Below are 23,936 nucleotides of genomic sequence, written 5' to 3'. Positions count from 1 at the left end.
TGCAGAATTGTATAATCTGTCGTTTTAAACCAGAGTCTGCAAGCCTTTGGCTGTAGGCTCTGTTGCTAACATATTGGATGCAGTGCGCTGCATTTGCTTAAGAGATTTAAGATAGGATGCTAAAGCATGGCTAATGCTGTTACTTCCCTCGGCATGGTGCGTGAGGAACTCTTTAATATAGTCGCTGAAATCGAGCAAAGCCTTGGGCAATACCTTGAAAGTCGCGAGGATCGACAAGCATTACAGTTAGCGAAAGACCGTTTGCAGCAGCTATCAAGTACGTTAAGTTTGCTCGAATTAGGTGGTGCAGAGTTGTTGATTGGGGAGGTGTTGCTACTGGTTGAGCAGGCCACTAATCAATCTCAAGAAGAGTTAAGTGAGTATTTTTATGCAATTAAGCGCGGACTCTATGTAACGGAGCGTTATTTAGAGTGTGTTGAGCAAGATGAGCATAAGGCGCCTGAGGTTTTACTGCCTGAAATTAATGAGCTGCGAAAACTATTAAGGCGTAATCCTTTGTCTGAGGGTGACTTTTATTATGGTTCTGTGCAGGGCGTCCGCTCAACACCAGCTAAGCAATTAGTTTCAAAAACTCCAGAGCTGATGGCAAGACGCTTACGGCAAATGTATCAAATAGGTTTGCTTGGCTATTTGCGAGAAACTCCAGATGCTAATTTAACTTTAATGCACAAGGCTTTAGCTCGGTTGGATCGCTTGTACGCTGAAAAGGACGTGAGTCATTTTTTTTGGATTGCAGCGGCTGCTTTGGAGTCTGCTGAGCATGCACAGTTGAAATCCACTTATGAGCGTAAGCATTTATTGGTGCGGGTTGATCAACAAATTAAAAAGATTACGGCGGAGAGTGGAGTTAAGGTTGAGACTGGATTAGTAAAGGATTTGCTGTATGTAATTGCTTTAGCTAAAACTCAAGGAGAGTTTGCAACAGCAGTGCAGCAGGATTTTGAGGTATTACTATTTACGTATCAAGAAGCTGATTTATTGGCTATGCGTGAGGCTTTAAAAGGACCAGGTTTGCGCGTTTATAGTTCTTTAGCAGGGGTGTTGCTTGAAGAGCTAGCAAGCGCTAAAGATGAGCTTGACTTAATTGAGCGTGGCACAGCTTCAGAGGGGCTCCCAGAACAACTACTCAATCGTTTAAATGGGTTAGAAAAAACATTTCTTACTGTTGGGCTGTCAGTGGCAGCAGACAAAGTACAGAAAGCCAGTGTATTGATAAAAAGCTGGATGAGTGACACGAAAGACCTTCAGCAGCTTGATTTGATTGCTAGCTTATTTCTTGATCTGGAAGCAGCAGTTAAAGTATTACAAAAAGGTAACTCTGAGCTTCAAGAAACGGAAAAAGATGTGTTTTATACTCAGCAGTTAGCTGAAGCGAAAATAGTTGTTAATGATGAGGCACGAATAGCTTTGTCTATGGCTCAGCGAGCAGTGACTGGGTACTTAGAGTCTAATGGTGATAAGTTGTATTTGGCCGCAGTCCCGGTAGCATTAAGCGGCGCCAGTGGAGGGCTTTGTTTTCTTGAGCGGCCACAACTAGCAGAATTTATTCAGGTTTGTGCACGGTTTATTTCAGAGAATATGCTTGAGGTAGAGCAAATGCCAGAAGCTGAATCTCTACAGGTTTTAGCCGATGCTTTAACAGGTGTTGAGTATATGTTAGAGCGGGGTATAAATGCTTTAAGTCAGGATGGACGTTCAGTGTTGGCTCTCACTCAAGAGAGCATTAAACAGTTAAAAAGTTATTTGGCGTGAATGCTCCTGCCATAAATTGGCGAAATGGTTTCCCATCGCTAGCAAAAGAAAATAAGCGTGTTCTGGTACACTTTGGGGCGCGCTTTTTATCTTTTGGGGAAGGTCTTTTGCATTCGTACGCTGAGACTCAATGGCTGCAAGCATTGGCGTTGCCTTTGCAGCCTCTAGGCTGGTTGAAGGGTGAGGCGATCTACTTGCTGCAACTTAAGCAGTGGCCGATCTCTGGTGAGTTAGAAAAGCGGCAGGCGGACTGGGTCAGTGTGCGAGATTATATTGATCTGTATCCGCCTGATTTTTATCAGATGCTATCTTATGCAAGCCAGATTGGTACTTGGCTGAATGATCATCAGTATTGTGGACGCTGTGCAGAGCCTATGCGGCAGATGCCAGAGCAACGCTTGATGCAGTGTCCTGTCTGTCAGTTGCAGCAATATCCGCGGATATCTCCCAGCATGATTGTGTTGATCACTAAAGGTGATCAGTTGTTGCTCGCTCAAGGGCGGCGCTTTAAAAGCGCTATGTACAGTGTGCTGGCCGGCTTTGCCGAGCCTGCAGAAACCATTGAGTGCTGCGTGGCGCGTGAAGTTTATGAGGAAGTGCAGTTAGAGATTACTAATATACGTTATGTAACCAGCCAGAGTTGGCCATTTCCGCATTCGCTGATGCTTGGATTTATTGCCGATTATGTTGCTGGCGACATTGTCATTCAGCAAGATGAGTTGCGCAGCGCCGAGTGGTTTAGCTTAGATCAGCTGCCAATACTCCCCGATAAAGGTACTATCAGTCGTTATTTGATTGATAGTTACCTTGAGGAGCGCCAAGGTCAGGGCTCAGCTAACCCAGTGCTGCCACGCTAAGCGTGCAGTAAGGGCTAATACGACTAAAATAAACACTGGGCGAATTAACTTGTTGCCGCCGCGAATCGCCGCTTTGGCGCCTAAAATCGCGCCACCCATCATCGCTAATCCCATGCTAATGCCTAATACCCAAGCCACCTGACCGGCTAAAATAAAAATCGTTAGCGCGGTAATGTTGCTAATAAAGTTCATGCTGCGCGCAACACCGCTGGCACGTAATAAATCAATCGGATAGAGCATTAAGGTGCTCACGGTCCAGAATGCGCCGGTGCCAGGTCCTGCTACGCCATCATAAAAGCCTAGAGTAAAACCTTGCGGAGCTTGACGGCCTTTTTTAATTTCAATCTCATCGTTATCCATAATGGGGGGGGTGGGATTAAACAGTAAATACAAACCACAGCTAAAGACAATGATCGGCAGCATTTGATTGAGCCAGCTGGCAGGCATGTATTGAGCGATGACTGCGCCAGTAATTGCACCAATAAAGGTAAAGAGTAGGCCGGTGGGCCATTTGGCCGGCTTAAAGAGTTTGCGGCGGTAAAAGGTCAGGGCTGCAGTAGCAGAGCCAAAGGTGGCACTGAGCTTATTGGTACCTAATACCAAGTGTGGGGGGAGGCCTGCCATTAGTAAGGCTGGAATGGTGAGGAGTCCACCGCCGCCAGCAATGGCATCAATAAAGCCGGCAATAAAAGCGACCGCAGCTAAAGCGAGTATAATGCTAGGATCAATGGCGAGTTCAAGTGGAAACATCAAAAGGCCTGCGTACGTGAGCGTGATAAGCACAGTGTCGAGTTAAAAAAAAAGCCAGCTTGGTAAGCTGGCTTTTTTATTGGCGTCCCCTAGGGGGTTCGAACCCCTGTTACCGCCGTGAAAGGGCGGTGTCCTAGGCCTCTAGACGAAGGGGACATAACCTTCGTTGATAAGCAGTGCTTATCAGAGAATTGGTGGAGCTAAACGGGATCGAACCGTTGACCTCTTGCATGCCATGCAAGCGCTCTCCCAGCTGAGCTATAGCCCCAACAGCTGGTACTAACTTTTTAATAAAAAAGCTAGAAAAATGTGGCGTCCCCTAGGGGGTTCGAACCCCTGTTACCGCCGTGAAAGGGCGGTGTCCTAGGCCTCTAGACGAAGGGGACGCAAAACCCTTCTTTAATCTTTCGATTATACAATTCTTAACTTAAAACTAAGAATTTGGTGGAGCTAAACGGGATCGAACCGTTGACCTCTTGCATGCCATGCAAGCGCTCTCCCAGCTGAGCTATAGCCCCATTTAAGGACGGAGCGAATAATAGAGATTTGCCGCTTAGCTGTCAAGCCTTTAGCTGATTTATTTTATAGATTGCCGGCTTTAGAGCTGCAAACTGCCATACAGCTGCTGATACAGCCCTGGTTGTTGGAGTAATTGCTGATGGGTTCCTTGCTGCACAATTTGCCCGTCAGCTAACACCAATACCCGATCGGCTTGCAGCACAGCACTTAATCGGTGGGCGATAATTAAGGTGGTTTTACCTTGTAAAAATTGATTCAGTTGCTGATGCAGTGCCTGTTCGGTGAGCGTGTCTACCGCAGAGGTGGCCTCATCTAAAATGATCATTTCCGGATTGCTCATAATCATTCGTGCGATGGCAAGACGCTGTTTTTGGCCGCCAGATAACTTAATTCCAGAGCGGCCAATTAAGGTATCCAGTTGTTCGGGCATCTGCTCTACGGTATCGGCCAATTGTGCAATGCGAAGTGCTTGCCAGCAGTCGCTGTCAGTGGCTTGACGACCCAGTAGCAAGTTATCACGCACGCTACTATTAAACAGGGCTGGTTGCTGCATTACCATTGCAATGTGTTGGCGAATGGCCGAATAACCAAGGGCGGCAATGGGTTGCTGGTTGAGGGTAATGCGTCCACTGTCTGGTTGATAAAGGCCTAACAGTAATTGGGCAATAGTGCTTTTACCACCGCCACTGGCTCCAACTAAGGCCACGGTTTCACCAGGATTAATGCTAAAGCTAAGGTTATTGAGAAGTGGTTGATTGGCGTATTGAAAACTGACTTGCTCAAAACTAATGTGTGGCGACTGCCAATTAATAGTTGGCAGGGGCTGACTGGCTGCTTGTGGTTCATCGGCTTTAGCTAATAGCTGGTTAACCCGGGCTAGCGCGCCATCGGCAGCGTAGTAGGCATATTGCAAATTAAGTAGCTGTTCAACGGGGCCAATGATAAACCATAGGTAACTAAAAACGGCGAGCATTTGTCCGATCGACAGATCAGAAAAGAGCACGGTCAACATGGCGGCGGCGCGAAAAATGTCGATGCCGAACTGAAATAATAAGCCGCTCAGGCGTGAGGCAAGATTGGTGCGCCATTGCGAAGCGGTGGTGCGGTCACGAATAGTGCGAGCTTTGTCGGTCAGTCCTTGAAAAAAGTAAGCTTGGCGATTGCTCGCCCGTAGTTCATGAATGGCGTCCAGTGACTCGCTTAAAGCCTGGGTAAAGATAGCGGTGCTGTCATTTTCTAAGCGTTTTAGGTGGCGGACTTTTTTCCCCAATTTAATGGTGAGAAACACCACGAATGGGTTAAACACTAAAATCAGTAATGCTAGCTGCCAGTGCATCCAAAATAAGATTGAGGCAGTGCCGGCCAGGGTCAGTACTGAAACTAGCAGGCGACTCAGGGTTTCCCCAATAAACTGATCCAAGGTGTTCATATCAGTCACTAGGTGGGTAGTGACCGTGCCTGAGCCTAGGGTTTCATATTCGGCCATCGAAATTCGCTGCAGGCGTTGCAGTAAGCGCTGACGAATGGCAAAAATAATATTTTGTGCCAGCTGAGCAAACAGCCTAGCTTGTCCCGCGTTAAACAGTAAGGCGGCTAAGCGCAGCACCAAGGTTGCCAGCAGGATGCAGCCGATATAGCCGATGGGCTGTTGCCAAGCGCTGGGTAGCACACTTTGCATCAGACTGACGGCCTGTGCTGGTTGATCGAGCAATACCTCGTCGACCAGAAGTGGTAAGAGTAGCGGAATAGGAACCGCGCAGAGTGCGGCCAAAATCGCCAGTAGGTTCGCTACCACAAGAAACTTTTTTTGTTTCCAGGCTAAGTCTTTAATGTAGCGCCACTGCAGTTTATCTTGTGCGAAATTAGGCATGGGCCATTAACCAAGCGCGTAATTGAGGAGCGAGCTGCTCTGCCGGTTGGTAGCCATTGGTCAATAGCAATAATTGCTGTTGATGGCTGATAAACACGCTAGGAAAGCCGCTAGCGGGCAGCTGCTTGACCCAGGCAAATTGTTGTTCGGTGCGCTGTTTTAGGCAATCGCTGGTGAATAACGTGGCAAACTCAGCAGCGGGGTAGCCGCAGTGCTGGGCTAGCTGAATCAGCACCGCTTCTGTCAGTGTTTGAGCTTGGCAGTAAAAGGCAGTTTGTAAGGTCTTAAGGTAGTGCCAGCGTTGAGCTGTGTTGTTGGCTTGATCTAGCTGTTGTGCGGCAAGTAGGGCACGGCAAGCCGGTTCGGTATCGTAGATAAAGTCCGGCCCCAAGCCTTGGGCAAAGTTAAATGGTTGCTTGGTGGTAGCAGCGACTGTTTGCCAGTGCTGCAAAATATAGCGCCGTTTGTCTGGGCTTAGAGGTTGATACTCTTGGCGCAGGCCACCCACTCGAATCTCAGTGTCAACGCCATAGTCAGCGGCTAACTCAACCAACCGCGCGATCACCGGGGCAAACCCCCAGCACCAAGAACACATAGGGTCCATCACATAGAGGAGGCGGGTGGTTGCGTTGGCAGTTGGCATCATTAGTCGGGCTTATATCTCTTTTGGGGATTAATGCTCTTTATTGAGCAGATCAGCCAGTCCGGCAAAGGCTTTAAAGGTTTGTTGTGGAGCTTTTTGTCCGGCCGCTTCTTCACGTTGGTAATGCAAATCAACTTGACGCTGATGCTCATTGTCGTGGCAGTACAGGCAAAGTAGCTCCCAGTTTGAGCCGTCCTCAGGGTTGTTGTCATGATTATGGTCACGATGATGGACGGTGAGTTCGCTTAAGCGCTTGCCACTAAACTCACGGCCACAGCGTCCGCAAAAATGCGGGTACATGCGCAGGGCTTTTTCTCGGTAGCCTCGTTCACGCTCGGCGCGGGTTTGGCGGACAATTTGCTCTACTTTACTCATGGCGCTTCCTTACAGCCTAAACTCATGGCCGAGATAAACTTCTTTAACGCGCTGATTCGACAGCACTTTCTCCGCATCTCCGGCTTCAATAATGGTGCCTTCACTGACGATATACGCCAGCTCACAAATATCCAAGGTTTCACGTACGTTGTGATCGGTGATCAGTACGCCAATGCCTTTGCTTTTGAGGTGCTTAATAATTTGTTTGATATCACCCACCGAAATTGGGTCAACCCCAGCAAAGGGTTCATCCAATAAAATAAACTTAGGATTGGTGGCTAGGGCGCGGGCAATTTCAACCCGGCGACGCTCGCCGCCAGATAAACTCATGCCGAGACTGTCACGGATATGGGTGATATTAAACTCTTGCAATAGCTCTTCTAGGGCCGTTAAGCGCTGTTGTTGATTAAGCTCTTTACGGGTTTCTAGAATGGCCAGAATATTGTCGGTTACGGTTAGCTTGCGAAAAATTGAAGCCTCTTGAGGCAGGTAGCCAAGGCCCGCTTTAGCTCGGCCGTGCATGGGTGCAAAGCTAAGATCTTGATCGTCAATCATGACTTGGCCCTTATCGGCCTTAACTAAGCCGACAATCATATAGAAGCAGGTGGTTTTTCCTGCGCCATTGGGGCCGAGTAAGCCAACAATTTGTCCGCTTTCAATGCTGAGGCTAACGTCTTTAACCACTTGGCGGCCTTTGTAACTTTTAGCCAAGTGCTGGGCTTTAAGTATGCTCATGGGCGTTATTTCTTCTTCGGTTGAATCACCATATCAATCCGCGGACGTGGTGTGGTGATCTTAGAGTCGGTAGCACGGCCAGCATTTACGATTTGGCGTTGAGTGTCGTAGACAATTTTCTCACCCTCAAAGGTGTTGCCGTCTTGGGTGACTTTAGCCTGATCGGTAAGAACGATACGGTCTTTTGCTACAAAGTATTGAATAGTTAAGCCATAGGCCTTAACGAGACCTTTGTTTTGCTCTGGTTTTTGCTCGTAGTACGCTGGGCGACCAACTGAGGTAAAGGTTTCAATCTCGCCATCTGCGGTTTGGGTAATGGTAACGGTATTGCCTTTAACCACCATGCTGCCTTGGGTGATGATGACATTGCCGCGATACACAGCAACTCCTTGTTTATCATCGAGCTCTGCGCTGTCGGCTTGGATACGGATTGGTTGCTCACGATCTGAAGGTAAAGCTACAGCAGCACTACTGGCGCAGGCAAGGGATAGAGCGAGAAAAATGGATGAAGGGCTAGCGAACTTCATGTTGGCCTCGTACGTTTGAGTGTAAGTGCATCACACTGTCTTTAAAATAAATTTTCATACCGGTAGCGTGAGTGATGCCGTTAGCTGCTTCAATTTCTACTGGTTGTTGAGTTTGTGCAATTTCATCGTCTGGAAAATAAGTCAGACGCGTGGTTTGTAATATGGTAGGACGCTGTTTAGCATCCGTGCGGGCAACCCGCACATTATCAATCAGCTCGATTTCTTTACCTTCGGCAGCCACTTCACCTTTGTCGCCAGTGATATGCCAAGGGTATTCAGTGCCGCGCACTAACAATAAATCAGGCTGAGTCAGTAAAGTTTGATCACTGTGCTGAAGGTGGTCGAGTTGTTTTGAGCGCAGTTCATAGCGAACCGAGCCATCCTCTTGAAACTGTAAGGTGTGGGAATTTGTTACAAAAAAATCAATGGTTTGCTCAGCGGCAACCGCCAGTGGACGATCCACGGTTGCTTCAGGGCGGCGCTCAAAGTTCCAGTAACCCACGGCTAAAAAGACAGCAATTATAAGTACTGCGAGCAAGAAAGTCCGTAAGTAATTGGGCAGAGTTAATTTCACAAACAGTTACCTTTTAAGCTGTCGAGTTAGGCCAGCGAGTTTATAAATAGCGCTGCAGTACAGCATCTAAGGTGCCTTGGCCATACATCAGTGCATCACAAAACTCACGGGCAGCACCAAAACCGCCGTTAGCATGGGTGGTGAAATAAGCATGCTGTTTAACGAAAAAGTGCGCGTTATTTACCGCAGCGCCAATGCCTACTCGGCGAATAACTGCTAAGTCTGGCAGGTCATCTCCTAGATAAGCTACCTGAGCGTAACTTAAACCAAGATCAGCCAGCAGTTCGTTAAGGGCGGTTATTTTATCTTCACGGGCTTGATAAAGGTAGTTAATCCCTAGGTTTTTTACCCGATGCTCCACTGCTTTCGAGGCGCGGCCTGTAATAATCGCCAATTCGACTCCTGACTGCTGTAACAGTTTCATTCCTTGGCCATCGAGCGTGCTAAAGGCTTTGGCTTCACTGCCATCGGCCATAAAATAAAGCTGGCCATCACTAAGCACGCCATCTACGTCAAACACGGCCAGTTTAATTTGTTGTGCACGTTCGGCAAAATCTTGTGGTAGGTGACTAAACATTAAATAACTCCCGCGCGTAATAGGTCATGCATATTTAGTGCGCCAATGGCTAATCCCTGTTGATCAATCACTGGCAGTGAGCTGATTTTATGGTCTTCCATAATTTTTAAGGCTTCGGCCGCCAACATCTCAGGATGTGCTGATTTAGGGTGGGTAGTCATGAGTTGATCAATGGTAGCGGTGCGCACATCAATGCCTTTATCTAGAGCACGGCGTAAATCTCCATCGGTAAACACGCCAGCTAAATGGCCTTGGTGATCTAAAATCAGTGTCATGCCTAAGCCTTTTTGGGTCATTTCTAACAGGGCATGACGCAGTTCAACACCTTTGGCCACGCACGGCAGTTCCTCGCCGCTGTGCATTACATGCTCGACTTTAAGTAGTAAGCGTCGACCTAAAGCGCCGCCGGGATGTGAAAAAGCAAACTGCTCAGGGGTAAAGCCTTTAGCTTCCAATAGGGCAATAGCCAATGCATCGCCTAATACCAAAGCCACAGTGGTGGAAGAGGTAGGGGCAAGATTCAGGGGGCAAGCTTCTTGTTCTACGCTGGCATCTAAATTTACCGCAGCGGCTTGAGCGAGAGGGGATTCTACGTTACCGGTCATACTGATCAAGGTAATCCCAAGGCGTTTAATCAGTGGCAATAAGGTGACAATTTCATGGGTCGAGCCTGAGTTAGAAAGGGCCAGCACTACATCATTGGCAGTAATCATGCCCATATCGCCATGGCTGGCTTCTGCAGGGTGTACAAAAAACGAGGGGGTGCCGGTGCTAGCTAAGGTGGCAGCAATTTTGCGCCCGATATGTCCAGACTTGCCCATCCCCACCACAACTACACGCCCACTGCAATTAAGAATAAGCTGGCAGGCTTCGGCGAAGCGTTGATCAATCCGTTGTTTAAGGTGATTAATGGCCTCCACCTCTAAGGCGATGGCTTGGGTTGCGGATTGAATCAAAGAAGAGGCGGTCGACATTGCTGGCTCTCTATTTTTAATGAAGAAAATAAAACCGATTATACGCAAAATTGTCACTGAACTCATAACTGTTCAGCTGCTGTCTTGGGAAGTTAGGCTGGGCAATGGTATATTGAGCCGTTTTTATTTATGGGTGATTCGTTAATTTGGGTTGCCTCAAACACTGTTTAAGCAGTAGGAGATTGGATGTCGTTATCGACTGAATATGCCGTAGAGCTAAAAAATCTCAGCTTTAAACGCGGCGATCGCTATATCTTCAAAGATATCGATTTGAGTATTCCGCGCGGTAAGGTTACCGGCATCATGGGACCATCAGGCTGTGGTAAAACTACGCTGATGCGCTTAATCGCTGCACAATTAAAGCCTGCCGCGGGTGAGGTGTGGGTTAATGGTAAAAACCTGCCAACCTTATCGCGTGCAGATTTATTTGATATGCGTAAAGAGTTTGGGGTGCTGTTTCAAAGCGGGGCGCTGTTTACTGATCTGAACGTCTTTGAAAACGTAGCCTTTCCGTTACGCGTGCACACCACACTGTCTGAAGAGTTGATTCATGATGTGGTATTAATGAAGTTGCAAGCGGTTGGTTTACGAGGTGCGGTGGACTTAATGCCTGATGAGCTATCAGGTGGAATGAAGCGGCGAGTAGCCTTAGCTCGGGCGATTGCGTTGGATCCAGATATTTTAATTTATGATGAACCCTTTGTTGGTCAGGATCCAATTGCTAAAGGGGTGTTGGTGCGATTAATTCGCTTACTGAATGATGCCTTAGGCATTACCAGTATTTTAGTCTCCCATGACTTAGCTGAAACCGCCAGTATTTCGGATTACCTCTATTTAGTAGGAGATACCCAAGTGTTGGCTCAGGGAACCCCAGCAGAGCTAATGCAATCAGAGGACCCTAAGGTTAAACAATTTATGCAGGGAATTCCGGATGGGCCAGTGCCATTTCACTTTAATGCGCCTGACTTGCGTAGTGCATTCTTAGGGAGCAAATAATCCATGGCGGCAAAATCTTGGCTTGATCGTATTGCGCTATTTGGGCGCTCTGGACTCGATGTGGTTCAAGCGTTAGGGCGTTCTACGGTATTTTTAATGCACGCCTTACTAGGGCGTAAGGGCGCTGGCAGCAGTTGGCGCTTGCTAGTGAAACAACTGTATTCGGTAGGTGTTTTATCCTTAGCCATTATTGTGGTTTCGGGCTTATTTATTGGCATGGTGTTAGCGTTACAAGGCTATAGCATCTTGGTTGATTTCGGCTCAGAGCAGGCGGTTGGGCAAATGGTGTCTCTGACCTTGCTGCGCGAACTAGGCCCAGTGGTCACAGCTTTACTATTTGCCGGGCGTGCCGGTTCGGCATTAACCGCGGAAATTGGCAATATGAAATCCACTGAGCAGTTATCTAGTTTAGAAATGATCGGGGTCGATCCGCTAAAGTACATCATTGCGCCACGTCTATGGGCTGGGTTTATTTCCATGCCTTTGCTGTCTGCGATTTTTACCGTGGTTGGTATCTGGGGTGGTGCCATGGTGGCAGTGGATTGGCTGGGCGTGTATGACGGCTCCTACTGGGGCAATATGCAAAACAGCGTTGAGTTTCAAAAAGATGTATTAAACGGGGTGATTAAAAGTGTGGTTTTTGCTTTTTTAGTCACCTGGATTGCGGTATTCCAAGGCTATGACTGCGAGCCCACCTCGGAGGGGATTAGCCGTGCAACCACACGAACCGTGGTGTACGCCTCGCTGGCGGTACTGGGTTTTGACTTTATTTTGACTGCATTAATGTTTGGAGATTTCTAATGCGCAGCCGTACGCTTGAAATTACAGTAGGTTTATTTTTATTGGCTGGGGTGCTGGCGCTGGTGTTATTGGCGTTGCGGGTCAGTGGTTTATCCTTTCATGGTCATACAGACACTTACCGAGTGTATGCTTATTTTGATAACACCTCGGGGTTAACCACTCGAGCTAAGGTCACTATGGCTGGAGTCACAGTGGGAAAAGTAGCTGCGATTGAGCTGGATCATGAGGGCTTTAGTAGTAAAGTCAGCTTGGATCTTGATAGCAAGGTCAACAACTTGCCGCTAGATACAACCGCTTCGATTTTGACCGCAGGATTGCTCGGTGAAAAGTACATTAGCCTCAGTGTCGGTGGTGAAGATGAGGTCTTAGAAGATCAGTCGGTGATCACTGATACCCAGTCTTCATTGGTGCTAGAAGAACTAATCGGTAAATTTTTATTAAACTCAGTTAATTCATCGGATAAAGAGTGAGTAAAACAATGATAACGATGATGCGTCGTGGCTTTTTAGTCTTGCTACTTAGCTTGCCGTTGTTGGCCATTGCTGCCGCCCCATTAAGCCCGCAGCAAGTAGTACAAGAAACTACCTCTAAATTGCTACAGGATTTGAAAGCGAATAAAGAGCACTACAGAAATAGCCCGCAAGCTTTTTATCAGGCAATGGATAATATTTTAGGGCCAGTAGTGGATGCCGATGGAATTTCACGCAGTGTAATGACAGTGCGCTATTCACGTCAGGCCAGTCCTACACAGATGGCTAAATTTCAGGAAAACTTTAAGCAAGGTTTAATGCAGTTCTATGGCAATGCCTTGCTTGAATACGACAACCAAGACATCAAAGTATTGCCAATGGGAGTGCAGCGTGACCCTAAGCGTGCTGAAGTGAAAATGGAAGTAACCGATAATAAAGGCGTGGTTTATCCGCTGTCTTACACCATGGTAATTAAAAATAATCAGTGGATGATGCGCAACGTAATTATTAATGGAATTAACGTGGGTAAGTTGTTCCGTGATCAATTTGCTGAAGCGATGCAAAAAAACGGTGGCAACCTTGATAAGGTGATTGATGATTGGGTTGAAATCATTGGTAAAACCCGTGAAGAGCACAAATAACTATGGCAGCGGCAGAAATTAATTTGCAAAATCAGCAGCTTAGCTTGCGAGGTGTGCTAGATTATAGCACGGCGCCAGCGCTGCTGCGCCAAGGTAAAGCACTGATTGCCTCGGCAGAAGGTGCTACCCTTGAAATCAACTGCACCGAGGTTAGTAAGTCCAGTAGTGTGGGATTGGCTTTGGTGTTGGCATTTATGCGTGAAGGGCTACGCGGCAATAAACAGTTGTCGATTGTCGGCTTACCCAAAGACATGCAACAAATTGCCGAAGTGTGTCAGTTATCGCCATTATTGGCTGCAACAACTAAGTGATCTGTAGAGGAACGCATGTACTCACAAGAAGTTAAACAAGCCATTGAACAGCAGCTCGACAACGTAGAGGTTGTGCTAGATGGTTCAGGCTGTGATTTTTGCTTAAATATTATTAGTGATGAATTGGCGGCATTAAGTCCGGTTAAACGTCAGCAAGCGGTATATGCGGTAATTAATCCATGGATTGCGGATGGCCGAGTTCACGCGGTCAGTATGAAATTTTTTAGTAAAGACGCTTGGGCATCCCGAGCCTAAGGCATAGATGAGACCCTGATGGACAAATTACTGATTACAGGCGGTGGTCGCCTTGATGGTGAAATTCGTATTTCTGGCGCAAAAAATGCGGCCTTACCGATTCTAGCTGCAACGCTGTTGGCTGATGAGCCAGTCACCATTGGCAATCTGCCGCATCTACATGACATCACCACCATGATTGAGCTGTTTGGTCGCATGGGTATTGAGCCTGTGATTGATGAAAAGCTCAGTGTGGAAATTGATCCGCGCAGCATCACTACGTTGGTAGCGCCTTACGAGCTGGTTAAAACCATGCGTGCTTCGATTTTGGTGTTAGGCCCGATGGTGGCTCATTTCGGTCAGGCTGAAGTGGCACTACCAGGTGGTTGCGCGATTGGTTCGCGCCCAGTAGATTTGCACATCCGGGGTCTAGAGGCGCTAGGTGCTGAGATTGTTGTAGAGGACGGCTATATCAAAGCTAAGGCGCCCAAAGAAGGCTTGCGTGGTGGTAACTTCTTCTTTGATATTGTCAGCGTGACCGGAACCGAAAATATCATGATGGCAGCCACCTTGGCTAAAGGGCGCACGGTGCTGGAAAATACTGCCCGTGAGCCAGAAATTGTCGATCTGGCCAACTGCTTAAACGCCATGGGTGCTAAAGTAAGTGGCGCAGGTACCGATACCATTGTGATTGAAGGGGTAGAGCGTTTACATAGTGCTACCTATCAGGTCATGCCAGACCGTATCGAGACCGGAACCTTTCTAGTGGCAGCAGCTGCAACCGGTGGCCGTGTTAAGTTAAAAGATACTGATCCGACGATCCTAGAGGCCGTCTTGGTCAAGCTACAAGAAGCTGGCGCAAAAATTACCACTGGTGATGACTGGATTGAGCTGGATATGGAAGGTAAGCGGCCAAAGGCTGTGAACCTACGTACCGCACCTTATCCTGCATTTCCGACCGATATGCAGGCGCAGTTTATTGCGATGAATGCGGTTGCTGAAGGCACCGGCACGGTGATTGAAACAATCTTTGAAAACCGCTTTATGCATGTATTAGAAATGCAACGCATGGGCGCTAAAATTCAAATTGAAGGCAATACTGCCATCTCACAAGGTGTTGAGCGCTTAAAAGCAGCGCCGGTAATGGCCACTGACTTACGCGCCTCGGCCAGTTTAGTGATTGCCGCATTAATGGCAGATGGTGAAACATTAATTGATCGTATTTACCACATTGACCGTGGTTATGAGTGCATTGAAGAAAAAATGCAGTTGTTAGGTGCAAAAATCCGTCGAGTACCGGGCTAGTAGAACATGTTAACTATTGCATTATCCAAAGGGCGTATCTTAGATGACACCTTGCCATTGCTTGAACAAGCCGGCATCGTGCCCACTGAAAACCCTGAAAAAAGTCGTAAATTAATCATTCCCACCACCCGTGATGATGTGCGTTTACTAATCGTACGCGCCACTGATGTGCCGACCTATGTTGAGCAGGGCGCAGCAGACTTAGGCGTAGCCGGTAAAGACGTATTGCTGGAGTATGGTGGCCAAGGCCTATACGAGCCGTTGGACTTACAAATTGCTAAATGTAAGTTGATGACAGCTGGCGTCACCGGTGCACCTGAGCCACGTGGTAGACTGCGAGTGGCGACTAAGTTCGTCAATGTAGCAAAGCGCTATTACGCCGAACAAGGGCGTCAAGTTGAAGTCATTAAGCTGTATGGCTCTATGGAGTTAGCGCCGTTAGTGGGGCTAGCCGATAAAATCATTGACGTTGTGGATACCGGTAACACGCTGCGTGCCAACGGTTTAGAGCCGCAAGAGCTGATTGCTCATATTAGCTCACGCTTGATTGTCAACCGCGCCTCAATGAAGATCAAACACGCTGAAATTCAGGCTCTGCTTAAGGTGCTTGAACAAGCGGTTAATCAGCGACACTGCAACTAACTGATCCAGTGCGTACCTCGTTGTGTACGCACTGCCTTACTGCGTTATAGCCGAAATCACTCGGGTGCCCGCGCAGAAGGTTAGTGCTTGTGTGGCGCCTGAGTGTTAGTCCATAACCTGAGGCCAGCTATGACCGATACCGCATTTATTCGTCGCTTGAATGCCAGCGATGCCGACTTTTCTCAGCAGCTTGAGCAACTTTTGAGTTGGGAAAGTGTTTCTGATGATTCTGTTAACCAGCGCGTGCTGGATATTATTGCTGCCGTACGCCAACAGGGCGATGCCGCACTGGTAGAGTTTACTCGCCAGTTTGATGGCTTAGAGGTGGCCGAGATGGGTGATTTGATTCTGCCCCGCGAGCGTCTAGAGGCAGCCCTAGATAAAATCACTCCAGAGCAACGTCAAGCGTTAGAGGCAGCGGCGGAACGTGTACGCAGTTACCATGAGCATCAGCAGCAAGACTCATGGCAATACACTGAAGCCAATGGCACGGTGCTGGGGCAAAAGGTTACTCCATTAGATCGTGCGGGTCTCTATGTGCCTGGTGGTAAAGCCTCTTATCCGTCCTCGGTATTAATGAATGCGATTCCGGCGAAAGTTGCTGGAGTGCCTGAAGTGGTTATGGTGGTACCCACACCCCGTGGTGAGATTAACGAGTTAGTCCTTGCGGCTGCTGCCGTGGCAGGCGTGGATCGAGTATTTACCATTGGCGGCGCCCAAGCGGTAGCTGCACTGGCTTACGGTACTGAGAGCGTGCCTGCGGTTGATAAAATTGTTGGGCCAGGAAATATTTATGTTGCCACCGCCAAACGCCACGTATTTGGCAAGGTGGGCATTGATATGATTGCCGGACCTTCAGAGATTTTAGTGGTATGTGACGGTCAAACCGATCCTGATTGGATTGCGATGGATTTATTTTCCCAAGCTGAACACGATGAAGATGCTCAGGCTATTTTAGTTTCACCTGATGCTGACTTTATCGAACAAGTAGCTCAAAGCATGGCGCGTTTGCTGCCAACACTAGAGCGTGAAGAAATTGCACGGACTTCAGTGCGTGAGCGTGGCGCGTTGATTGTGGTTGAAGATATGCAACAAGCGATTGAGGTGGCTAACCAAATTGCCCCAGAGCACCTTGAGTTATCGGTTGCTGACCCCGAAAGCTTATTGCCACAGATTCGCCACGCTGGCGCGATCTTTATGGGGCGTTACACCGCTGAAGCGCTAGGGGATTATTGCGCTGGCCCTAACCACGTATTACCCACCTCAGGCACGGCGCGTTTCTCTTCGCCGTTAGGGGTTTATGATTTCCAGAAACGCTCATCAATTATTAACTGCTCGCCGCAAGGGGCGTCGGAATTAGGCAAAATTGCCTCGGTTTTGGCCCGTGGCGAATCCCTTACCGCCCACGCACGGTCTGCCGAGTACCGCATTCAACCAGATCAGGAGCAATAACATGAGCCAGTTTTGGAGTCCTTTTGTTAACAATCTGGTGCCTTATGTGCCAGGCGAACAGCCCAAGGTTACTCAGTTAGTTAAGCTCAATACTAATGAAAATCCTTATGGACCATCACCTAAAGCGCTGGCAGCGATGCAGGCAGAAATCGGTGATAATCTGCGTTTATACCCTGACCCTAATTGTGATCAGTTAAAGCAGGCGATTGCTGAGTATTACCAAGTGCCAGTGAGTCAGGTGTTTGTGGGTAATGGCTCAGATGAAGTGCTAGCCCATGCCTTTAATGCTTTTTTTCGGCAGGGTAAGCCGCTGCTGTTTCCCGATATTAGCTATAGTTTTTATCCTGTGTATTGTGGGCTGTATGGCATTGAGCCAAAGCCTGTGGCACTGGACGAAGAGTTTCAGATTAATCCTGAAGATTATCGCCAGGACAATGGCGGCATTATTTTCCCCAACCCCAATGCGCCAACCGGCTGCTTATTGCCTTTGACGGCAGTGGAGCAAATTTTGCAGGCCAACCCACAATCAGTGGTGTTAGTCGATGAAGCTTATATTGACTTTGGCGGTGAAAGTGCGGTGAGCTTGGTGGCGCAGTACCCCAACTTGCTGGTCTGCCAAACCTTATCTAAGTCGCGCTCGTTGGCCGGATTACGGGTCGGTTTAGCCATTGGTCAGCCTGAGCTAATTGAGGGCTTAGAGCGCATTAAAAATAGCTTTAACTCCTATCCATTGGATCGTGCTGCGATTGCTGGAGCGGCAGCGGCGTTTGCAGATGTTGAGTACTTTCAGCAAACCTGTAACAAAGTAATCGAGAGCCGCGAGCAAGTCACTGAGGCCTTGTTAGGGCTTGGCTTTGAAGTTTTACCCTCGGCAGCTAACTTTGTATTTGCTCGCCATAGCAGCCAAGATGCTGCAGCCTTGGCCCAAGGCTTGCGTGAGCAAAATATCATTGTGCGCTACTTTAATCAGCCACGGATTGATCAGTTCTTACGCATCAGTATTGGCACGGATACTGAAAATGCGGCCTTGATTAAAGGTTTGCAGCAGCTGTTAAGCTAAGTCAGATGCTGGCTTAAACTAGTTGAATCTCGCCCGCTGCTTTTAAGTGGCGGGCGGATACTGTATCAAGCTAGCGCTTAGGACTCTGGGTGGTCGCGTAAAAAGACCAGCTTGCTGGCAGTGGAGCGCTCAGCGACAAAGTAATAGCCTTCGCTATCAAACTGCTTAAGTTGCTCGACCTCGGTGAGCTGTTGTTGAATCACGTAACGAGCCATCAAGCCGCGGGCTTTTTTGGCGTAAAAACTAATAATTTTATACTCGCCATTTTTTTGATCACGAAACTCTACGTCAATTACACGTCCTTGTAATTGCTTAGGCTTAACCGCACTAAAGTATTCGTTCGAGGCAAGATTGAGCAAGATATCGCTGGACTGTTCAGCCATGGCTTGATTAAGCCATTGGGTAATACGCTCGCCCCAAAACTCATAGAGGTTTTTACCGCGAGCATTTTCGAGTCGAGTGCCCATTTCGAGGCGATACGGCTGCATTAAATCTAATGGCTTGAGTAGGCCATACAAGCCAGACAGAATCCGCAAATGTTGCTGGGCAAAGTTAAAATCTGTTTGGCTAAAGGAATCAGCATCTAATCCACTATAAACATCCCCTTTAAAGGCCAAAATAGCTTGTTTGGCATTTTCCGGAGTAAACTTTGGCTGCCAGTCACTGAAGCGTGCGGCATTTAAGCCAGCTAACTTGTCAGAAATTTTCATAAGCTGGGCAATAGCTTGCGGCGTCAGCTGCTTTAATTGCTCAATCAATAGCTCGGCATGCTCTAAATGCTCAGGTAAGGTATAGCTCTGAGTACTCGGGGCGGTGCTGTAGTCTAAGGTTTTTGCCGGCGAAATCACCATTAACATTGCGCTAAACTCCAAAATCAATTTGCACTTAGTGTACCTAATCAAAAGGCTGGCGGCTAAAGAGTGTCGATGCAATTTTCTATCCAGGGTAACAGGCATGCAGCCTAAGACGTGGCTAAAGCTAATGGGCAGCCTGGTGCTGAGTGGGCTGTTGGGTCTAATAGCTTTAAATGCTGCTTTTCCACTGCCGGTGCTGGATAAACAGCAGGCGCAGGTAGTGGTTTCCAAAGAGGGAGTACCACTTTGGCGCTTTGCCGATGCCGAGGGAGTATGGCGCTATCCTGTGCAGCTGACCGAGGTTTCACCGCGTTACCTAGAGGCGCTATTGAATTATGAGGATCGCTGGTTCTATCAGCACCCAGGTATCAATCCTTTGGCTTTGCTGCGTGCAGCGTGGCTGAACCTGCGGTATGGGCGAGTCGTTTCAGGCGGCAGCACCTTGTCGATGCAGGTGGCGCGGTTAATTGATCCCCATTCACGCACAGTGGCGGGCAAGTTGAAGCAAATTGGGCGTACTTTACAGCTGGAGTGGTATTACTCAAAAGAGCAGATTCTGACGCTGTACCTGAATCAAGCGCCTTTTGGCGGGACTTTAGAAGGAGTGGCTGCTGCCAGTTGGGCGTATTTAGGCAAAGGGCCGCAGCAGCTGACCTATGCTGAGGCTGCTTTACTGGCCGTTTTACCCCAGGCGCCTAGTCGTTTACGCCCCGACCGACATCCGCAGCGGGCAGAGCAGGCTCGTAATAAGCTGTTACAGCGCTTACAGCAGCAAGGTATTTGGCCAGAGCGAGTAGTACAGGAAGCCGCCGCAGAACCCCTGTATATCGCCCCGCGCGAAGCACCGCAGTTGGCGCCGTTATTGGCGCGGCGTTTAAGCCAACGCCACAAGCAGCCGATTATTCGCAGCACGATTAATATTGAGTTGCAACAACGTTTAGAAGCCTTGTTAGCCGGTTGGAAGCACCGTTTGCCGCAAAAGACTTCAGCGGCAATCTTAGTAGTGGACCATCAAACTTTAGAAGTAGTGGCCTACTTAGGTTCGCTTGATTTTAATGATGCTGAGCGATTTGCCCATGTTGATATGGTGCAAGCCATACGTTCACCAGGCTCTACTGTAAAACCCTTTTTATATGGACTGGCGTTGGATCAGGGGCTGATTCATTCTGCGTCCTTATTGCAAGATATTCCGCGCACCGGCATGGCCTATCAGCCACAAAACTTTAACCAAGCGTTTACTGGGGCAGTAACCGCTGAGCAAGCCTTGCAAGCATCGCTAAATGTTCCGGTGGTGCAATTGCTGAGTCATTATGGGGCGAAACATTTTACCAGTCGTTTACGTTCAGCCGGTTGGCAGCTGCTATTTCCTAGTGGCAGTGAACCTAATCTCAGTTTAATCTTAGGCGGTACCGGGACTAACTTAGAGTCACTGGTGGCTGCTTATACCAGCTTGGCGCGCAAGGGGCGACTAGGGCGTTTACGTTATTTGCCAGAGCAGCCATTGCAAGATCGGCCCTTATTATCTGAGGGCGCGGCTTGGATTATCCGCACGTTGTTACAGCGCTATCCTGCGCATGAGCCGCTGAGTTTGGGCAAGCTTGCTTGGAAAACCGGGACTAGCTATGGTTTTCGTGATGCGTGGTCGCTGGGGATTAATCAGCAATATGTGATTGGTGTTTGGCTAGGTCGTCCCGATGGCACGCCAGTGCCAAATCAGGTAGGTGTGTCTTCGGCTATGCCACTGCTACGCCAAGTAGATCAATTACTGCAGCATCATTCTTCGGCCAGCGTGGCAAAGGCGTCAGTGCCGCCAGCAAGCGTGAGTCGGCAGCGAATTTGTTGGCCCAGTGGTTTGCGCGAGCAAGATGAGCAGCCGGAAATGTGTCGGGTGCGCCATTTGGCATGGCTATTAGACAATACCGCGCCACCGAGTCTTGATCTGCCGGCTCAAGAAATGCTCTGGCTTAATGAGCAAGGTTTGAGGGTGCCTGCTAACAAATTCGCTGCAGAGCCAACAGCAGAATGCCAAGCGATGCGGGTAGTTAATTATATAGGCTGGCCTGCGGCGCTTGAGCCATGGTTAGATCCGGCTGAAACTCGCCAGCAACGCCTGCCAAGCTTTGATCCCCGCTGTGTTAAGCAGCACAGCAGTGCGGTTGCAAGTGGAGCGGCAGATTTACAGATTAACGGGCTAGAGCAGCATGAGCGGGTTTATTTATTGGCAGGGCAGTCCCAGTTAACCTTACGCCTAGAGTTACTAGGCGCAGTCGATAGCGCCTACTGGTACCTGGATGGCCAGTATTTGGGGCAAACCTTGGCCAATGCGCCGCAAGAGTTACACTTTACCCAGCCGGGACGGCATCAGTTACGGGTTATGGATAGCCAGGGAAAAACCGTGCAGCGAGCGTTTAGGGTGTTAAGGCAGGCAGATGAAAACTAAATACTTTATCTATTCAGCTCAGGGACTTTACTTAGCCCTTGAGTTACAAGATCAACAGGTCAGTTATGCGGCACTGGCGCAAACGTCAGAGACAGCGCAGCAATTATTAGCCGAGCACTTAGCTTGTTCTCCTACTGCAGTGCTTGAGCGCTTAATCACTGAGCCAGACGCTGACTTGCAGGCACTGATTAAACGCTGGCAACAACAGCAACTAACGGTGGCTGATTTTATTTGGCAGGGCAGTGCTTTTCAGCAGCAGGTCTGGCAAGCCCTACTTAGCATCCCACCTGGTGAAACCCGTAGTTATCAGCAGCTGGCTGTGCAGTTGCAACGGCCACGGGCTTACCGTGCGGTAGCCAATGCCTGCGGCGCTAATTCGATCGCTTGGTTAGTACCTTGTCATCGGGTGGTGCGCAGTGATGGCAGTCTATCGGGATATCGCTGGGGCATAACACTCAAGCAGCAGCTACTGGCTAAAGAAGCAGCTGCGCGAGCCAAGTAAGCAGGCCTTAAACTGGATTGTCGCAATCAATAAACACATGCTCGAGATCAAATTCTTGACTCATCCACTGCCCAAGCGCCTGTACGCCATAACGCTCGGTGGCGTGGTGGCCGGCGGCGAAGAAGGTGATGTGATTCTCCCGAGCAAAGTGCACGGTGGGCTCAGAGACTTCGCCTGTGATGTAGGCGTCGCAGCCCTGGGCTAAAGCTTTTTCAATATAACTTTGCGCCGAGCCGGTACACCAGCCAATTCGCTGGATTGGGCGTTGGGTATCAATCACCAGTGGCTCACGCTGTAATTGCTCTGAGATGCGGGCGCTAAGTTCTGCAGTGCTCAGCGCCTGGGGAAAATGACCAACTAAGCCAACACTGTTGGGGTTGTCTGGCTCTAATCCGGCGTCAATTGTTATCCCTAGGCGTTGAGCCAGTTGCACGTTATTGCCTACTTCCGGGTGAATGTCTAAGGGCAGGTGATAGCCGACTAAGTTAAGGTCGTGGATGAGTAAGGCTTTAAGCCGGCGTTGCTTCATACCTATCACCCGCGGATCTTCGCCTTTCCAGAAATAGCCGTGGTGCACTAAGAGTAAATCAGCGTGCTCGGCGATGGCGCGCTCAATTAATTCCTGCGAGGCCGTTACTCCTGAGACGACTTTTTTAATCTGTGCGCGGCCTTCGACTTGTAAGCCATTAGGGCAGTAGTCGGAAATGCGGGCGCTGTTGAGAAACTCGTCGGTGCGTTTAAGTAAAGAATCGCGTGAAATAGCCATAGGCTCTCCATAAATAGACATAAGTAACAAGAAGTTTTAACACTAGGAACTTTTGTGATTGACTCTATAATGCGTGGGTTTTCTCTATTAGCAGAATCTTAGCAGGTATTTGCAATGCATAAGGCAATCAGTCCCTATGGTTGGCCAGTGGCGGTGGGGTTGTTGGGCGCGCTGTTACTAATCGAACTCTTTCCCGAGTGGGTTGGCTTACCGACCTCGCGGGTGACTGTTAAGCAGGTGGCCGCACAGTCAGTGCAGAGTAATGCCTTTTCATTTGCCGATGCAGTGGAAATTGCCTCACCTGCGGTGGTGAATTTATTTAGTAGCGATCATAACAGTGAGGCGCAGGCGATAGAGCTGCAAGTGCCAGATGAAGAGCTCAAGCACTTGCATGGCCAAGAAGCGCCTATGCCTCCTACTAAGCAACCAAAATCCAGTTTAGGTTCTGCGGTATTGATTAGCGAAAATGGCATTATGCTGACTAATAATCATGTGGTGGCAAACAAGCAAGGTATTATTGTGGCGTTAAAAGATGGCCGAACCTTGCAGGCCAAGATTATTGGCAGTGATCCGGAAACTGATTTGGCGGTGATCAAAGTAGAGGCCACAGGGCTGCCAGCTATTGTTTTTGGCGACTCAGAAAAGCTGCGTACCGGCGATGGGGTATTGGCCATTGGTAACCCTTATGGTGTGGGACAAACCGTCACCTATGGGATTGTCAGTGGCACGGGGCGCCATCATCTAGGGCTTAATACCTACGAGGACTTTATTCAAACGGACGCAGCAATTAACCCAGGGAACTCTGGTGGTGCCTTGGTTGATATGCAAGGGCACTTAGTGGGGATTAATACCGCTATTTTTTCTCGGGGCAGTGGCTCACAAGGGATAGGGTTTGCGATTCCAGCCAAACTGGCTTTAGAGGTGATGGAGTCGATTATTCAACACGGTCGTATGGTGCGTGGCTGGATGGGCTTAGAGGTAAAAAATATTCCGCTAGAAACTCAAAATGATCGTCAGTTACGACAGGGAGAGGGCGTCATCGTTAGTCGTGTTTATGATAACAGTCCAGCAGCGAAGGGCGGTTTAGAGCAAGGCGATATTATTTTGAGCATAGACGGTGTAGTAGCTAATGATGGTCGAGTATCTATGAACCAGGTAGCGAGAATCCGTCCGGGCGAAACAGTGGTCATGGAGGTTTTAAAGCAAGGTGTTATCCAGCAGCTGAAAATAGAAATAGGTGTTCGGCCACCCGTTAAGTCCAAAACTGTCTATGACCAAAATGCGTGAC

At 48.7% G+C, this 23,936-nt stretch carries 26 protein-coding genes and 4 tRNA genes; 15 read left to right on the top strand and 15 right to left on the bottom strand.

The genetic code is table 11. The features are described from left to right. Window positions 1-126: 126 nt before the first annotated feature. Together AC2T15_RS06100 and nudC are read left to right on the top strand one after the other, a co-directional pair. Window positions 127-1,773, top strand: a complete 1,647-nt coding sequence (locus AC2T15_RS06100; protein WP_286593530.1) for a FimL-related protein — start codon at window positions 127-129, stop codon at window positions 1,771-1,773. Then, entirely contained in the window at window positions 1,770-2,630 is an 861-nt protein-coding gene (gene nudC / locus AC2T15_RS06095) for an NAD(+) diphosphatase (RefSeq protein ID WP_486777783.1), read from the top strand. The genes AC2T15_RS06100 and nudC overlap by 4 nt, the downstream gene beginning before the upstream one ends. On the opposite strand, the gene AC2T15_RS06090 is transcribed toward nudC, so the two are convergent. From AC2T15_RS06090 to AC2T15_RS06030, 13 genes are all read right to left on the bottom strand, one after another. Continuing rightward, window positions 2,604-3,380, bottom strand: coding sequence for a TSUP family transporter (locus AC2T15_RS06090; RefSeq protein WP_486777782.1), 777 nt, complete (start codon window positions 3,378-3,380; stop codon window positions 2,604-2,606). The two genes, nudC and AC2T15_RS06090, sit on opposite strands and share 27 nt — an antisense overlap. Window positions 3,381-3,460: 80 nt before the next feature. Next, a tRNA-Glu gene (locus AC2T15_RS06085) sits at window positions 3,461-3,536 on the bottom strand. Window positions 3,537-3,572: 36 nt separating this feature from the next. Further along, window positions 3,573-3,648 (bottom strand) — tRNA-Ala (locus AC2T15_RS06080). Window positions 3,649-3,690: 42 nt separating this feature from the next. Then, window positions 3,691-3,766, bottom strand: a tRNA-Glu gene (locus AC2T15_RS06075). Window positions 3,767-3,822: 56 nt separating this feature from the next. Further along, a tRNA-Ala gene (locus AC2T15_RS06070) sits at window positions 3,823-3,898 on the bottom strand. An 80-nt stretch (window positions 3,899-3,978) separates the two neighbouring features. Beyond that, a complete protein-coding gene (locus AC2T15_RS06065; RefSeq protein ID WP_486777781.1) occupies window positions 3,979-5,769 on the bottom strand; it encodes an ABC transporter ATP-binding protein in 1,791 nt (596 codons plus the stop codon). Then, complete coding sequence (locus AC2T15_RS06060) at window positions 5,762-6,415, bottom strand: DsbA family protein (protein WP_486777780.1); 654 nt, start codon at window positions 6,413-6,415, stop codon at window positions 5,762-5,764. The genes AC2T15_RS06065 and AC2T15_RS06060 overlap by 8 nt, the downstream gene beginning before the upstream one ends. Before the next feature lie 27 nt (window positions 6,416-6,442). Further along, window positions 6,443-6,787, bottom strand: coding sequence for a YajD family HNH nuclease (locus AC2T15_RS06055; RefSeq protein WP_053099621.1), 345 nt, complete (start codon window positions 6,785-6,787; stop codon window positions 6,443-6,445). Between the two features lie 9 nt (window positions 6,788-6,796). Continuing rightward, window positions 6,797-7,522, bottom strand: a complete 726-nt coding sequence (gene lptB / locus AC2T15_RS06050; protein ID WP_486777779.1) for an LPS export ABC transporter ATP-binding protein — start codon at window positions 7,520-7,522, stop codon at window positions 6,797-6,799. Window positions 7,523-7,527: 5 nt separating this feature from the next. After that, the gene (gene lptA, locus AC2T15_RS06045) at window positions 7,528-8,049 is read right to left on the bottom strand and encodes a lipopolysaccharide transport periplasmic protein LptA (protein ID WP_486777778.1); all 522 of its coding nucleotides are present in this window, start codon (window positions 8,047-8,049) and stop codon (window positions 7,528-7,530) included. After that, window positions 8,036-8,629, bottom strand: a complete 594-nt coding sequence (gene lptC / locus AC2T15_RS06040) for an LPS export ABC transporter periplasmic protein LptC (protein WP_434060775.1) — start codon at window positions 8,627-8,629, stop codon at window positions 8,036-8,038. Before lptC ends, lptA begins: the two co-directional genes overlap by 14 nt. A 34-nt stretch (window positions 8,630-8,663) precedes the next feature. Then, complete coding sequence (locus AC2T15_RS06035) at window positions 8,664-9,200, bottom strand: KdsC family phosphatase (RefSeq protein WP_053107824.1); 537 nt, start codon at window positions 9,198-9,200, stop codon at window positions 8,664-8,666. Next, a complete protein-coding gene (locus AC2T15_RS06030; RefSeq protein WP_053099617.1) occupies window positions 9,200-10,174 on the bottom strand; it encodes a KpsF/GutQ family sugar-phosphate isomerase in 975 nt (324 codons plus the stop codon). The genes AC2T15_RS06035 and AC2T15_RS06030 overlap by 1 nt, the downstream gene beginning before the upstream one ends. Before the next feature lie 186 nt (window positions 10,175-10,360). On the opposite strand from AC2T15_RS06030, the gene AC2T15_RS06025 reads away from it, so the two are divergent. From AC2T15_RS06025 to hisC, 10 genes are all read left to right on the top strand, one after another. After that, window positions 10,361-11,170, top strand: a complete 810-nt coding sequence (locus tag AC2T15_RS06025; protein WP_053099616.1) for an ATP-binding cassette domain-containing protein — start codon at window positions 10,361-10,363, stop codon at window positions 11,168-11,170. 3 nt (window positions 11,171-11,173) lie between these two features. After that, window positions 11,174-11,971 (top strand): lipid asymmetry maintenance ABC transporter permease subunit MlaE, encoded by a 798-nt coding sequence (gene mlaE / locus AC2T15_RS06020; protein WP_053099615.1) that lies wholly within the window; start codon window positions 11,174-11,176, stop codon window positions 11,969-11,971. Further along, the gene (gene mlaD / locus AC2T15_RS06015) at window positions 11,971-12,441 is read left to right on the top strand and encodes an outer membrane lipid asymmetry maintenance protein MlaD (RefSeq protein ID WP_053099614.1); all 471 of its coding nucleotides are present in this window, start codon (window positions 11,971-11,973) and stop codon (window positions 12,439-12,441) included. The genes mlaE and mlaD overlap by 1 nt, the downstream gene beginning before the upstream one ends. An 8-nt stretch (window positions 12,442-12,449) precedes the next feature. Beyond that, window positions 12,450-13,082, top strand: coding sequence for an MlaC/ttg2D family ABC transporter substrate-binding protein (locus AC2T15_RS06010; RefSeq protein ID WP_286596539.1), 633 nt, complete (start codon window positions 12,450-12,452; stop codon window positions 13,080-13,082). A 2-nt stretch (window positions 13,083-13,084) separates the two neighbouring features. Continuing rightward, a complete protein-coding gene (locus AC2T15_RS06005) occupies window positions 13,085-13,393 on the top strand; it encodes an STAS domain-containing protein (protein ID WP_053107823.1) in 309 nt (102 codons plus the stop codon). 15 nt (window positions 13,394-13,408) lie between these two features. After that, a complete protein-coding gene (locus AC2T15_RS06000) occupies window positions 13,409-13,648 on the top strand; it encodes a BolA family protein (RefSeq protein WP_053099611.1) in 240 nt (79 codons plus the stop codon). An 18-nt stretch (window positions 13,649-13,666) separates the two neighbouring features. Beyond that, window positions 13,667-14,932 carry a UDP-N-acetylglucosamine 1-carboxyvinyltransferase gene (murA, locus tag AC2T15_RS05995; protein ID WP_286596443.1) on the top strand — a complete coding sequence of 422 codons (1,266 nt, stop codon included), beginning with the start codon at window positions 13,667-13,669 and terminating at the stop codon, window positions 14,930-14,932. Between the two features lie 6 nt (window positions 14,933-14,938). Continuing rightward, complete coding sequence (hisG, locus tag AC2T15_RS05990) at window positions 14,939-15,574, top strand: ATP phosphoribosyltransferase (RefSeq protein WP_053099609.1); 636 nt, start codon at window positions 14,939-14,941, stop codon at window positions 15,572-15,574. Between the two features lie 129 nt (window positions 15,575-15,703). Continuing rightward, window positions 15,704-17,026 carry a histidinol dehydrogenase gene (gene hisD, locus AC2T15_RS05985; RefSeq protein WP_053105374.1) on the top strand — a complete coding sequence of 441 codons (1,323 nt, stop codon included), beginning with the start codon at window positions 15,704-15,706 and terminating at the stop codon, window positions 17,024-17,026. A 1-nt stretch (window position 17,027) separates the two neighbouring features. Next, complete coding sequence (hisC, locus tag AC2T15_RS05980) at window positions 17,028-18,086, top strand: histidinol-phosphate transaminase (RefSeq protein ID WP_053102457.1); 1,059 nt, start codon at window positions 17,028-17,030, stop codon at window positions 18,084-18,086. 77 nt (window positions 18,087-18,163) lie between these two features. Here the strand turns inward: hisC and yaaA are convergent, their stop codons facing one another. After that, window positions 18,164-18,943 carry a peroxide stress protein YaaA gene (gene yaaA, locus AC2T15_RS05975; protein WP_053105370.1) on the bottom strand — a complete coding sequence of 260 codons (780 nt, stop codon included), beginning with the start codon at window positions 18,941-18,943 and terminating at the stop codon, window positions 18,164-18,166. Between the two features lie 97 nt (window positions 18,944-19,040). Between yaaA and pbpC the strand changes: the two genes are divergently transcribed. Together pbpC and AC2T15_RS05965 are read left to right on the top strand one after the other, a co-directional pair. Beyond that, complete coding sequence (pbpC, locus tag AC2T15_RS05970) at window positions 19,041-21,380, top strand: penicillin-binding protein 1C (RefSeq protein WP_486778994.1); 2,340 nt, start codon at window positions 19,041-19,043, stop codon at window positions 21,378-21,380. Continuing rightward, on the top strand, window positions 21,370-21,882 hold the full coding sequence (locus AC2T15_RS05965; protein WP_486778993.1) for a methylated-DNA--[protein]-cysteine S-methyltransferase: 513 nt from the start codon (window positions 21,370-21,372) through the stop codon (window positions 21,880-21,882). Before pbpC ends, AC2T15_RS05965 begins: the two co-directional genes overlap by 11 nt. Before the next feature lie 7 nt (window positions 21,883-21,889). On the opposite strand, the gene AC2T15_RS05960 is transcribed toward AC2T15_RS05965, so the two are convergent. Next, window positions 21,890-22,648 carry a Nif3-like dinuclear metal center hexameric protein gene (locus AC2T15_RS05960; protein ID WP_486778992.1) on the bottom strand — a complete coding sequence of 253 codons (759 nt, stop codon included), beginning with the start codon at window positions 22,646-22,648 and terminating at the stop codon, window positions 21,890-21,892. 114 nt (window positions 22,649-22,762) lie between these two features. On the opposite strand from AC2T15_RS05960, the gene AC2T15_RS05955 reads away from it, so the two are divergent. Further along, the gene (locus AC2T15_RS05955) at window positions 22,763-23,935 is read left to right on the top strand and encodes a S1C family serine protease (RefSeq protein ID WP_373332681.1); all 1,173 of its coding nucleotides are present in this window, start codon (window positions 22,763-22,765) and stop codon (window positions 23,933-23,935) included. Window position 23,936: the final 1 nt, after the last annotated feature.

This window comes from Thiopseudomonas sp. SA1F2-1K, assembly GCF_057443035.1.
The sequence above is the reverse complement of the archived record's forward strand: the minus strand, read 5'-3'. Positions and strand labels throughout refer to the sequence as shown.